Source organism: Enterococcus sp. AZ128 (assembly GCF_051714485.1).
Classification (GTDB): domain Bacteria; phylum Bacillota; class Bacilli; order Lactobacillales; family Enterococcaceae; genus Enterococcus_A.
In genome coordinates this window covers 2,007,625-2,019,525 of sequence record NZ_JBIORZ010000001.1, presented here as the reverse complement: position 1 = coordinate 2,019,525, position 11,901 = coordinate 2,007,625, and the positions used below count along the sequence as shown (strand labels likewise).

Sequence of the window (11,901 nt, the reverse complement as noted above, 5' to 3'; positions counted from 1 at the left end):
CAGAAAAACACGGGCATCATCAATTGCTGATGGCACCCGTGTTAATAGTTTTCCAAACCTGCTTCAGCAGGTTTAGAAAATGTTATACGTATGAAAAATAGTTCGTTAACAGTGAGCTAGTTGTCGTTTTTGTCTTGATAATTTAGTAGTCCCGTTAAGTTTTCGATCTGTTCTTCAAGACTATCGCCGACGGTTGTATCCTTGATTAGGATGCGCTTCAAATCCTTATCGATCACTCGTTTCAAGGATGTTTCATCTGCTTGTTTGGCTAAAAGGTTTTCGATAGATTCAAAGGGATCGTGTGTAACGAGCTGGAAGCCGTAAGAATTATTCAATAGAGAATACCCCGCGATCCCAGTCGTTTTTTGATAAGCCTTTGAGAGACCGCCATCGATCACGAACAACATGCCTTCACCTTTGATCGGTGATTCGCCGCTTTTGACTTTCACTGGGGTGTGGCCGTTGATAATTCGTGAATTTGACGTATATAAAGCAAATTCTTCTAAAATCATTTGACAGGTTTCGTGTGTATCACGAAATTGGTAATAAGGATTTTTAACTTCTTTATGCGTCTTTTTATCAGCGATGAAATAACGCTCAAACGTCGTCATCGCGCTCTTGCCGAACTGCGGTGAAATTTTACCTGTCCAGCAATACCAGATCCAGTCAGCCGCGGAACTATCCTTTTGCTGATTTCTGCAGCCTGAGCGGATCTGCTCTTCAAAAAAATTCAGAAGATCTTTTCCGCCATAATCTTGTCCATCAACATTCAGTGGGAGAAAACTGCCATCCGCTTTTAGCGGCAAACAGCCGTGAAAGAGCAGATGTTGATTATAAACCAGGTACATTGATCCCTTTTCTAAAAGCAGCTGCATATGCTCCTGCATTTTTGCTGATTGCTGGAAAGAAGTTAGGAGCGTATCAATCACATATTCTTCCTGCTCAGTTAACGCGTGTACGTCCTTTTGCAAGGTTTGAAAGCAACTTCCTTGTAGTGGGTAATCTTTTCCAGCTAAGTGGATCGTATCTTTGTCGAAATCGATTTTTTCAAACAGTAATCGATCCTCCATTTGAAAATCAGGATGTCGTTTAATCAATTGTCCTTCCAATTTAAATTGGAGAATCGACAGTGCCTGATGAACTTTTTCTAAGCTGTCTAGGCTTTCAATCGAATAACTTTCACTGCTGTTTTTTTCCTTCGGTGTGAAAATCGGATTTTTCTGATAGTGCTCCTCCGCATACATAAACAATGGACGGAGATTCAGCGCATAAGCCTGTTCAATCTCATAAAGATAATTGTAACGCGCGGCTATTCGTAGCAGAGTCATCAAGCAGGCTCGTGAGCCTGCATAAGCGCCCATCCATAAAATATCATGGTTTCCCCATTGAATATCAACGGAAGGGTGGCGGTATAGTTTATCCATGATTTTATCGGCCTCTGGACCTCGATCATAGATATCGCCGACAACATGGAGATGATCGACCACTAAACGCTGGATGCTTTGACACAAGGCGACGATAAAAGGTCTGCCCTGTTCTAAATCCAAAAGATGTGCCAAAATTTGATCGAAGTAAGCAGCCTTATCGGAATAATTCGTATCAGTGTACATCAGCTCTTCAATGATATACGCATATTGTTTCGGTAAAGCTTTACGTACTTTCGAGCGGGTATACTTGGTAGAACAGAAAGCCAGCAGTTCTAAAAGCTGTCGAATTTTTTTGCGGTACCAAGAACAATCTCGATACGCGTAAAAATCTTTATCGTCTAATGATTCTCTAGGATAGGCCACAAGAATCGTCAATTTGTCTTTTTCATGCTCCGTCAAACGGTCACCGAAAAGTAAACTAATTTTTTCTTTGATGTTACCCGCACCAGTGCGCAAAATGTGATCAAAGGCGGTGAACTCCCCATGAATATCACTGATGTAAAGTTCGGTTCCTTTTGGCAGATGCATGATCGCTTCTAAGTTGATCAACTCGGTCATGATCGCCTCCTTGGTACTAAATTCTTTCTCCAACATTTGATAATATTTTTCACGGGTCGATAGCATAAATGCGCTCCTTATTCATAATAATGGACTGATTTTTCTAACGTAAAAGTTTCTTCGCTTTCCACAGTTCTCCCGTTCATTAACCTACTAAGTCGTAGAATGAAACCGATTGCTGTGAAGAGCAGGAGAGACATTCTTTTTATAAGCGGTTATCTAAATGTTCACAAATCAATGTCGCGGATTCTTCAATAGATTTGTTCGTGACATCCAATGTGAAGGCCCCCAAGTAATCGTAAACGCCTAGTGCATAATCTAATTCTTCTTTGATCCGGTTGATATCTGAGTAGCGAGAATTTTCAGCTAAACCGAGAGAATTTAGTCGGCTCATGCGGATTTTTTTCTGAACTTCCGGCTCGATTACTAGTCCAACAATCTTGTCCTTCGGTACAGATTTTATTTGTTCAGGTAAAGGCACTTCAGGAATCAACGGCAGATTGGCTACCTTGATCCTGTTATTTGCCAAGTACATGCTCAATGGTGTTTTAGAAGTACGAGAGATTCCTAGCAACACGATATCTGCTTCTAAAAAGCCTTTTGCATCTTTTCCGTCATCATATTTCACTGCGAACTCGATCGCTGCGACGCGATCAAAATATTCTTGATTTAATTTGTGTACGACCCCTGCTTGTTGCAATGGAGCGACCCCGGTTTTTTGATGAACAATATCCATGAACTGACTCATTAAATTGATGTATTGCAAACCTGTTCGGTCACCAAAGTCTTCGACGATCTTGGTCAAGTTGTCGCTGACTAATGTCGTTACGACGACAGCACTGTCCTTTAATGCGTCCCCTAAGATACTCTTTAGTTCTTCTTCATCTTTAGTGAAAGGAAAACGGTAAGATAAATCAAAATTTACTGTAGGAAATTGAGCTGCCGCAGCGTTCACTAATTTTAGAGACGTTTCGCCGACTGAATCAGAGATCATATATAATGGTACACTTTTTTTCATTTTGTTCGCTCCTATCGATTGGTTTCAGTTTGTTTTGCTTGCTGCATGATATAATTAAAAATTCGCGATTTCGTGATTTTTCCAATCACTTTTTTCGGATCGTCTTCACTGACTACAGGTAAAGAATCCACTTGGTAATCCAATAAGACTGCACCTGCTTCTAGAATCGTGTAATCCTTCGTGCACGTTTGCAGATGAGGGGCACGCGTCATAACGACTGCGACTGGCGTATTTTGCAAGTTGCTGTTTAGAGATGCCCGTAATAAATCTTTGCGCGACAGCAGCCCGACAAGATGCTGTTCTTTGTCTGTTACATAAATCGAACCAACATCATACATGAACATATTGGTGATGGCATCATGGATCGAGGTATCTTGCGGTGTTAACAGCGGTGACAGCATGATCTCTTCCACCTTTACAGAAAAGATTTTATCGAATAGAAATTGTTCTATGCCTACACCTGTATAAGTGTAGCCAACCTTTGGACTTGCTTCCAAAATACCTGCCATTGTCAAGAAGGAGAGGTCGGTTCGTAAAGTAGCATGTGAGATCCCTAAGTGGTCAGCGATTTTCTCGCCGCTCAACGGTTGGTCGCGTTTAACGATCTCGATGATTTTTTCTTGCCTTTGTGATAGATTCATAGGTCCTCCTAGTAATGCATTCGTTTTTCTGTGAGAAAAAATGAATTTATTTTTCTTTCGTTGTTTATTCAAGTACGTCAAAAAAAGCAATCACTTGAATACACAACCTATTATACACGTAATAACTATATAAACAACATGAATGGTTAAATAAACACATATTAAATTGTTTGCGAAAATGAAGTGTAAATACTTTCTAAAAAAATAATTTAGCAGTATAATTCTTTCTGTTGAGAAAAAGCACAACCCGTTAGTCAAGGGGTCAAGACGCCGCGTTCTCAGCGCGGAGGCACGGGTTCAAATCCCGTACGGGTTATATTAGTAAAGAAAAGAGACGCTCATCAGCGATTTTGTTGATGAGCGTTTCTTTGTATTCTCAAAAATGCTTTTTCCGATCGTTCAGTAAAAGAATTGAAAAATTTTTTTCATTTAATTATTCAATCTTTAAAATGATAAAAATAGGATAGTTTTATCATTTTTCATTGAACGAGCAAGCGTTTATTTCATTAATTCTACTATATTGATTTTATGGTCGTTCACTCGCCTCTTAATTATTAGGTCTGGAAAAATAATTCTTTAAATCTGTTGATTTTATTGAATTGTGTACGTTAAGGACAGAAATACCTTTTTTCAGGATCACCCTTCAAAAGAGGATGAACTTAGTAGTATAATGAGAATTATTTTGTGAAATGTTTGCTTAGGGATGTTGCAATCTTTTCATGAATAGATGAAAAACTGTTGGATGGAGTGATGAAATGGAAAAGCATTTAAAAAAAGCAAAGACTTGGAATATGATCTTGATTATATTATCTCTGATTTCAGTCGCTACAGGGGTATTCGGTCTACCAAAAAGTTTAAATCCTAAAATGAGTGATTACAAAATGTTAGGAGATTACGGTTTACAGATGTTTGATTATCTGAATAGTCCGTTGACTAAAATTATATCTGTATTATCATTGTTAATTTCGATTGCCTTAGTCGTTTTCTATTTTATGGCTAACAAGAAATTAGCTGATGAGGTTGCACCGACAAAAGTGCCTTATTACGTATACATTGGATGGAGTGTTGTCGGTTTAGCAATTAATATGATGATGCAGCCTAAAATGCAAGTAGAAGGGGTCAATGTGTCATTCATAACAGTAATTATTGGGATCGTTTTCCAATTTATTTTCTTAATCCCAGCGATTCTTGTGATCGTGCACTTATTTAAAGCAGAGCCAGAGGAGTATTAAATGAAAAAGAAAAAAATGACGAAAAAACGAAAGATCCGTTGGAGTATTATTGCGGGAGTTCTTGCACTCGTTTTATTTATTGGAGCTTTCGTTTACTCTCAAATGAAGAGTAACACGGTTAAGGAGAATCCGTTTAAAACAGTTACCTTGAAGAAGTCCGATCCGCTAACTTTCAATGGTGTTGTAGAAGCAACCCACACTCAAGATTATTATTACGATCAGTCTTTAGGAAAAATTTCTGAGATCAATGTTCAGGATGGGCAGGAAGTAGACTCAGGGTCGTTGCTTTTGAGCTATACCAACACAGAGTATCAAGAGCAGGCAGACGAGCAAAGCACGAATTTAGATAAGCTCAATTTAGCTGTTTCTAATGCGCAGGAATCATTAGCGCTTGCACAAGATAAGCAAGCCAAAGAACAACAAAAATTGAATGATGCAATCACAAACTATAATAATACGAACGAAAACACAGAAGAGGGTGCTGCGAAGAAAGAGCAATACAATCAAGAGAGGACACAGTATGAGAGTAGTTTAGATGCTGCCAGCGATGCAGTTGTCCAAGCCAGACAAGCGCTGGAAAGTGCCAATGTTGAATTGAGCTCCGCTTCACAGAGTGTCAACACGATGCGCGCCAAAGTCAGCTCAACAATTGCTAGTGCCACTAAGGGAACTGCGTATATCAACGAAAAAGGCAAAAATGATCCTTCGGTACCGGTTGTAAAAATTGTTAGTAATGAGATAACCGTTGAAGCAAAAGCCTCCGAGTATGATTACCCGCAAGTACATCAAGATGCTGCAGTAACGATTAAACCAATCACTACCAATCAAGAGATTGCCGGAACGATCACACACGTAAATAAATTACCGGATCAAGCAAGTGCGGATGCCAGTCAAGCTGGAGCGTCAGGTTCTGCAGCAACTAGTTCGGTTTCCAATTATAGCTTCATCGTGAAACCAACAGAGGAGCTGCAATATGGCTATAATGTTCAAGTTGTTTTGCCATTGAATGAGATTCGAATCCCCAAAAAGGCGGTCCGAAAAACAGGAGATACTCACTATGTCTTTGCGTACCACAAAGGAAAGGTTCGGGAAGTGACGATCCAAGCGGAGGATAAAGGGGACTATTACCTATTGAAAGATGGCCTTAAGGACGGTGATCGGATCATCTCAAATCCTGACAAATCATTACGAGACGGTCAGGAATTGGCGGTGGATTAAATGATCGAACTAAAAAACATCAATAAGTATTATCGCAACGATGAAGAATCGCTGCATGTATTAAAAGACATCAACCTGAAAGCTGATGCGGGCGAAATGATCGCGGTTATGGGACCGTCAGGATCGGGGAAGTCGACGCTGATCAATTTGCTGGGCTTTATTGATACGAAATTTGATGGAGAATATCTATTTGAAGACGAGAATTTGGTCACTACAACGGATGATCGATTATCGAAAACGCGAAATGAAATGGTAGGCTTTGTCTTCCAAAATTTCAGTTTGATCGAAAATTATACGGTCTATGAGAACGTGGAGCTGCCTTTGCTTTACAACGGTTATGGCTTCCATCAGACGAAGGAAAGAGTCATGTCAGCGTTAGAAAAAGTTGGGATTGCGGATAAATCAGAGAAGCACCCGCGTCAACTTTCTGGTGGGCAACAGCAGCGGGTCGCTATTGCTCGAGCGTTGATCAACCAACCGAAGTTTATTATTGCTGATGAACCGACTGGGGCGTTAGATACTCATACCTCGAATGAGATCATGGATTTGTTCAAAGAATTGAACCGCCGTGACCATGCGACGATCTTTCTAGTAACCCATGATCCTGAAGTCGTCCCCTACTGCACACGTTTAGTCAAAATCAGAGATGGTGCGATCACTGAAGACAGGGCGGTGAATGAAGAATGAAGTTTTATGTAAATTGGCGCTCGTCTATCGGATCGATTTTCAAAAACAAGAAGCGCAGTGCATTGACGATGTTTGGGATCATTATCGGGATTGCGGCTGTTATTGCCATTTTGTCAATTGGCCGCGGCTTTGAACGAGACACGATCGAGAGTCTCACTGCCGAAGACTCAGATAAACTGGAAGTGGATATCAATTTTGTACCTGGGAATACTGCTCTGTATTATTCCAATGTTGATATGATCCAGTCCTCTGATTTTAGTTTGCTGAAAAATGTTGAAGGGGTTGAATCTGTTTCATACCCTAAAAACGATTTATCTTATATTTACAAGGATGTCAAAATCAAAGATAAAACAAAGAATTATCGAGTAGGAGTCGTTTCTAAAGATGGGGATTCTGTCAGCCATGGTCGTGCAATCAGTGCGTATGATAACCAAACGCAAAACAAAGTAGTGACGATTGACGCTTCATTGGCAAAGGAACTCTACGGTTCAGCGAAGAGCGCAGTAGGTCGGGGCTTTGAACTTGATAAGCAAGTCTTTACGATTATCGGTGTTTTTCCAGCGGGAGCTGAGGAGACCATGTTTTCAGAAGGCTCGACTAAGATTCTGCTGCCGCGTCAGACGTATATTCATTTCTTCGGGAATGAGCAGGATACGAGCTCAGTGGTTCTGACCTTAGCAAATGGCAGCCAGCTTAATAAAGTCGCTGACCGAGCGATTAAGAAACTAGAATCCGCTGGAGCCATGCGTCAGCAAGGGGAATATCAAGTCTCCAATATGGCGATGATGACGGATGGAATCAGTGAAGTGTTAAATAGTATTACGCTATTTATTAGTGCGGTCGCTGGTATTTCACTATTTATTGCTGGTGTCGGTGTGATGAACATGATGTATATCTCTGTTTCTGAACGTACAAAGGAGATCGGGATTCGTCGAGCGTTAGGCGCGACACGCGGTGCGATTCGAATGCAGTTTCTACTGGAGGGCATGACCTTGACGCTTGTTGGAGGGATCATCGGGTATCTGCTTGGAATGATCGTCGCCTATGCAATTGGGAATGTGATGGATATTTCGGTATCTGTCGATTTATTCACTGTTTGTTTGGCGGTGGGTGTTTCTAGCGGTATCGGGTTAATCTTCTCAGTAATGCCGGCTTCAGAAGCAGCAAAAAAAGATTTGATCGATATTTTAAGATAAAAAATAAACCATCGCCCGCAAGCGATGGTTTTTCATTTTGCTATTTTCGTTGTTGTTTACCGGCATTACGGCCGTTGTTGTTGTTTTTATTTTTATTCTTTGGCTGACTGACTTGCTTTGGTGCTACTGGTTCAGCCTTTTTGATTGGTTTAGTAACAACTTGTTTTGGTGGATTATTTTTTAGATCTTCTTGAATCTTTGCTTTGATACGAGGGCGCATCAAGACGTTTGTGATAAAGGTTTGCAGACAACTAAAGATACCGCCGACTACCCAGTAAAGCGCCACACCAGCAGGTGAAGTGAAGGACATGAAGACGATCATCAATGGTGATGCGATCATCATACTGCGCATGGTTTTCTTTTGCTCTTCTGGCACACCAATCAATGAAATATAGCCTTGAAGCAAGTAAGCCACTCCGACAACGACTACCAAGAGGATACTTGGTTTTGCCATGTCAATGCCTAAGAATGTTGAATGTTGAATCCCTTCCGAGAAACGAGCTGTGTAATACAAAGCTGAGAAGATCGGCATTTGGATCAGTAATGGTAAACAGCCCATACCGCCCATCATGCTGACATTATTTTCCTTGTAGACAGCTTGCATTTCACGTTGTGCTTCCATCTGTTCTTCTTGTGTTGTTGCTTGCTTAACTTTTGCTTGAGCAGCATCAACTTGTGGTTTGATTGATTGCATTTTTTCTGATTGAATCAAAGATTTCTTTGATTGATGGATTCCTAATGGCAAGATAATCAAACGAACGATGATCGTCAAGACGATGATCGCTAGGCCATAGGACCAGTTGAAGTTTTGAACCATCCAATTAAGAAAATTCTCCAATGGAACAACCAGCATTCGATAGACAAGGCCCGATGTATCTGGGGTACCATCACTATTTGAGCGAACACAACCTGATAATAGTAAAAGAACACCCAAAAGGCCGGAGCCTAAAAGCCAATTTTTAAATTTATTCATTCAATTCTTCCTCTGCTAATAAAAATTTATACAGGAAATACTATACTAGATAACACTGGGGTTTTCAATCAAATTCGAGAAAAGTAAGGGAACCTTGTCTTATTTTTAATAGACCACGTTAAATTGACTATAGTCTTTGATGGTAGGGTCTTCATATTGTTCGATATGTGCTACTTTTGCAAAAGGATTTTTCGGCTTTTTGATTTTTTCCAGAAAGTCAGCTATTTGTTCTTTTGTACCAACAGCTTCAATCGTCACACTGCCGTCGTCTTCATTTTTCACCGTTCCAGTCAGCCCAATTTCGATGGCTAATTGGTAGGTGGTATATCTAAAACCAACACCTTGGACACGGCCAGTAACATTCAAATACATCTTCATAAGAAAACCTCCCATTATTTTTATCTTCTCTCCTATGATAACGACTTTTTCTGGTTGAGACAAGAATTCGCGTGCTATAATGGCAGACGTAGCTGTATCAAAGAGAAAATATAGGGTAACCAACGAGGTGAATACGTTGAAAGAAATTCAATCGAGTAAAAATACATTGATCAAAGAAACCAAAAAACTACAACAAAAAAAATACCGGCAACAGACTCGGACCTATTTATTAGAAGGGTTTCATCTGATTCAAGAAGCCCAAGCTGCCAGTGTGGTGTTGAAAGAAGTATTTATCAGTCAGCGGGGCTTAAACGAATGGTCTGAATGGATCGAAGAGAATCTAACTGATTATTACTTAGTCTCCGACGAGGTATTGAAAACGTTAGCCAGTCAGCCAACACCGCAGGGAATGATCGCTGTAGCAGAGATGCCTGTGGAAGAGAGCGATGATTTTTCCGGTGCGTGGTTATTGCTGGATAAGGTGCAGGACCCTGGCAATGTCGGCACGATGATTCGTACGGCGGATGCGGCAGGATTTTCCGGCGTTATCTTAGGATCGGGCAGTGCGGATCTGTATAATCCGAAAACCTTGCGCAGCACTCAAGGCAGTCTCTATCATTTATCAGTAAGAAATGGGGCTCTACCCGAGATTATCCCGCAATTCCAGCAAGCGGACCATCCTGTTTTAGGAACAGCGCTAGATAAAGACGCAAAAGATTATCTTGCGGTCGAGAAAATGACGGATTTCGCCTTAGTGATGGGAAATGAAGGACAAGGGATGTCGCCGGAGCTATTAGCGATGACGGATCAGAACTTGTACATTACAATTAAGGGGCAAGCGGAGTCACTGAATGTCGCGATTGCGGCCGGTGTGTTAATGTTCCACTTACTTAAGTAAAAATTCACAATTTGATAACTGTTATTAAGGAACTGTTAAACTTTATTCACAAACTCATGGAAGCCTATTCAACTTTTCTTCACCGTGCTATACTTATCGACAGAGACAAATGAAAAGGGGCTTTATATCCATGACAGAAAACTGGCGTGACGATGAAGAATACGTTTCTTATATTGAAGATTTATTAGCTACCGATGAAGTACAAAGATTAGCAAACTACACCCAACATATGAATTCAACACGTTTGGAACACTCGATCAGTGTTTCTTATAATAGCTACAAATTAGCAAAACAATTTAACGGCGATGCTAGAGCAACTGCTCGTGCGGGTTTATTACATGATTTGTTCTACTATGACTGGCGGACAACGAAATTCGATGAAGGCTCCCATGCCTACATGCATCCGCGGATTGCTGTGAAGAACGCAGAAAAGATCACTGAGTTATCTGAACTTGAACGTGATATTATTATTAAGCATATGTGGGGAGCAACGATTACGCCTCCCAAATATAAGGAAAGCTACATTGTAACAATGGTCGACAAATATTGCGCCGTTAAAGAAGCTGCTGTGCCTTTAGTAGACCGATTCAATTCCTACAAAGCACGTCTAAAAAGAGAATGGAACTAACAGAACAATTCTAGGAGCTGTGACAAAAGATTTGTCATAGCTCCTTTTTTCGAGTAAACGGTGTTCCAGAAGCTTCTTCCTCGCAAGCTACGCATACAGTTACTATTAAGTTTCACTAAGCAGAACTAGCATTCGAAAATAAGCAGAAATTTATTGAAGCTGCCCACTTCTTTCACAACCACTTTGTCTGTTAATCACGCTTTTTTACGTAGTAGTAGCAGGAAAATACTGTACTTCTGCTTTATACTGAACTGAATTCTTTACGTGTGAAGATATGTGAGTGAAGGAAACTGAAACAGAACTAGAGCTAGCGATCAGTTAGCAGTATGGATTTCTATCAGAAAATTTTTAAGTAAAACAGTTTACCAAGGTGAGATGTTGCACTTAGTCATATAAAGAAAGTGAGGAACGAAATTATCAAACCAAATGCAGTAAAGCAATTATTTTTTGCTGTTATAGGAACGTTTATTGCTGCGATCGGCGTTCGATTGATTGTTGTCAGCGGATTAGGTGCGGATGCCATCAGCACATTAGTATTAGGAATTTTGCAGCATGTGCCTTTGAAATTTGGAACTGTCAGTATGTTGTTTAATGGGATCATACTCGTGATCGTCTTTTTCTATGACCGGAAAATGATTGGATTTGGGAGTATCATCAACAGTTTTGGATTGGGTTTTTGTCTAAATATTTTAGACTGGGCAGGGATACTGCATACGATTCCTAGTGGGACCGGCTATTTTTCGATTATTGCGGGATCAATCATTTTTGGCATTGGGACAGGTATTTATCTATTAGCAGATGCAGGTTCTGCCGCCTATGAATCGTTGATGATATTATTGAAACGTTTACTGAAGAGTTCAGTAAAAATCGCTCGGATCGTATTAGATGCGATGATCTTTTTGACCGGTTTTTTACTAGGTGGACACATTGGCTTTGGTACGCTAATCGTTTTGCTTCTAATGGGTCCTTCATTAGAAATGACGTTGAATCAATTACCAAAGTTAAACTTCTTCCGAGTTCGAGCAGCGAAATAAGCAAATTACGCTG

The 11,901-nt window shown here is 40.4% G+C and carries 12 protein-coding genes and 1 tRNA gene; 8 read left to right on the top strand and 5 right to left on the bottom strand.

All coding sequences use genetic code 11. The features are described 5' to 3' along the window. Window positions 1-116: 116 nt before the first annotated feature. The 3 genes from IGI38_RS09915 to IGI38_RS09905 all read right to left on the bottom strand — a co-directional run bounded on the left by IGI38_RS09915 (window position 117) and on the right by IGI38_RS09905 (window position 3,644). On the bottom strand, window positions 117-2,051 hold the full coding sequence (locus IGI38_RS09915) for a fructose-1,6-bisphosphatase (protein WP_438729320.1): 1,935 nt from the start codon (window positions 2,049-2,051) through the stop codon (window positions 117-119). A gap of 139 nt (window positions 2,052-2,190) precedes the next feature. Continuing rightward, entirely contained in the window at window positions 2,191-3,003 is an 813-nt protein-coding gene (locus IGI38_RS09910; RefSeq protein ID WP_438729317.1) for a pyruvate, water dikinase regulatory protein, read from the bottom strand. 11 nt (window positions 3,004-3,014) lie between these two features. Continuing rightward, entirely contained in the window at window positions 3,015-3,644 is a 630-nt protein-coding gene (locus IGI38_RS09905) for a helix-turn-helix transcriptional regulator (protein ID WP_016181339.1), read from the bottom strand. Between the two features lie 244 nt (window positions 3,645-3,888). Here IGI38_RS09905 and IGI38_RS09900 point away from each other — a divergent pair. From IGI38_RS09900 to IGI38_RS09880, 5 genes are all read left to right on the top strand, one after another. Continuing rightward, window positions 3,889-3,960 (top strand) — tRNA-Glu (locus IGI38_RS09900). Between the two features lie 439 nt (window positions 3,961-4,399). Further along, the gene (locus IGI38_RS09895; protein ID WP_438729314.1) at window positions 4,400-4,876 is read left to right on the top strand and encodes a hypothetical protein; all 477 of its coding nucleotides are present in this window, start codon (window positions 4,400-4,402) and stop codon (window positions 4,874-4,876) included. Further along, window positions 4,877-6,094 (top strand): efflux RND transporter periplasmic adaptor subunit, encoded by a 1,218-nt coding sequence (locus IGI38_RS09890; protein WP_438729311.1) that lies wholly within the window; start codon window positions 4,877-4,879, stop codon window positions 6,092-6,094. Then, entirely contained in the window at window positions 6,095-6,781 is a 687-nt protein-coding gene (locus IGI38_RS09885; protein ID WP_438729308.1) for an ABC transporter ATP-binding protein, read from the top strand. Further along, entirely contained in the window at window positions 6,778-7,977 is a 1,200-nt protein-coding gene (locus IGI38_RS09880) for an ABC transporter permease (RefSeq protein ID WP_438729306.1), read from the top strand. Before IGI38_RS09885 ends, IGI38_RS09880 begins: the two co-directional genes overlap by 4 nt. 40 nt (window positions 7,978-8,017) lie before the next feature. Here IGI38_RS09880 and yidC read toward each other — a convergent pair whose 3' ends face one another. Together yidC and IGI38_RS09870 are read right to left on the bottom strand one after the other, a co-directional pair. Next, on the bottom strand, window positions 8,018-8,950 hold the full coding sequence (yidC, locus tag IGI38_RS09875) for a membrane protein insertase YidC (RefSeq protein WP_438729304.1): 933 nt from the start codon (window positions 8,948-8,950) through the stop codon (window positions 8,018-8,020). Between the two features lie 105 nt (window positions 8,951-9,055). Continuing rightward, window positions 9,056-9,328: an acylphosphatase gene (locus IGI38_RS09870; RefSeq protein WP_438729302.1), complete on the bottom strand. Its 273-nt coding sequence runs from the start codon at window positions 9,326-9,328 to the stop codon at window positions 9,056-9,058. Between the two features lie 136 nt (window positions 9,329-9,464). Here IGI38_RS09870 and IGI38_RS09865 point away from each other — a divergent pair, with 136 nt between their 5' ends. The 3 genes from IGI38_RS09865 (at window position 9,465) to IGI38_RS09855 (ending at window position 11,888) form a co-directional block, all read left to right on the top strand. Then, window positions 9,465-10,226 (top strand): TrmH family RNA methyltransferase, encoded by a 762-nt coding sequence (locus tag IGI38_RS09865; RefSeq protein WP_438729300.1) that lies wholly within the window; start codon window positions 9,465-9,467, stop codon window positions 10,224-10,226. A 130-nt stretch (window positions 10,227-10,356) separates the two neighbouring features. Next, window positions 10,357-10,854, top strand: coding sequence for an HD domain-containing protein (locus tag IGI38_RS09860; RefSeq protein ID WP_438729298.1), 498 nt, complete (start codon window positions 10,357-10,359; stop codon window positions 10,852-10,854). Window positions 10,855-11,255: 401 nt separating this feature from the next. Then, window positions 11,256-11,888, top strand: a complete 633-nt coding sequence (locus IGI38_RS09855) for a YczE/YyaS/YitT family protein (RefSeq protein WP_438729296.1) — start codon at window positions 11,256-11,258, stop codon at window positions 11,886-11,888. The last annotated feature ends 13 nt before the right edge of the window (window positions 11,889-11,901 follow it).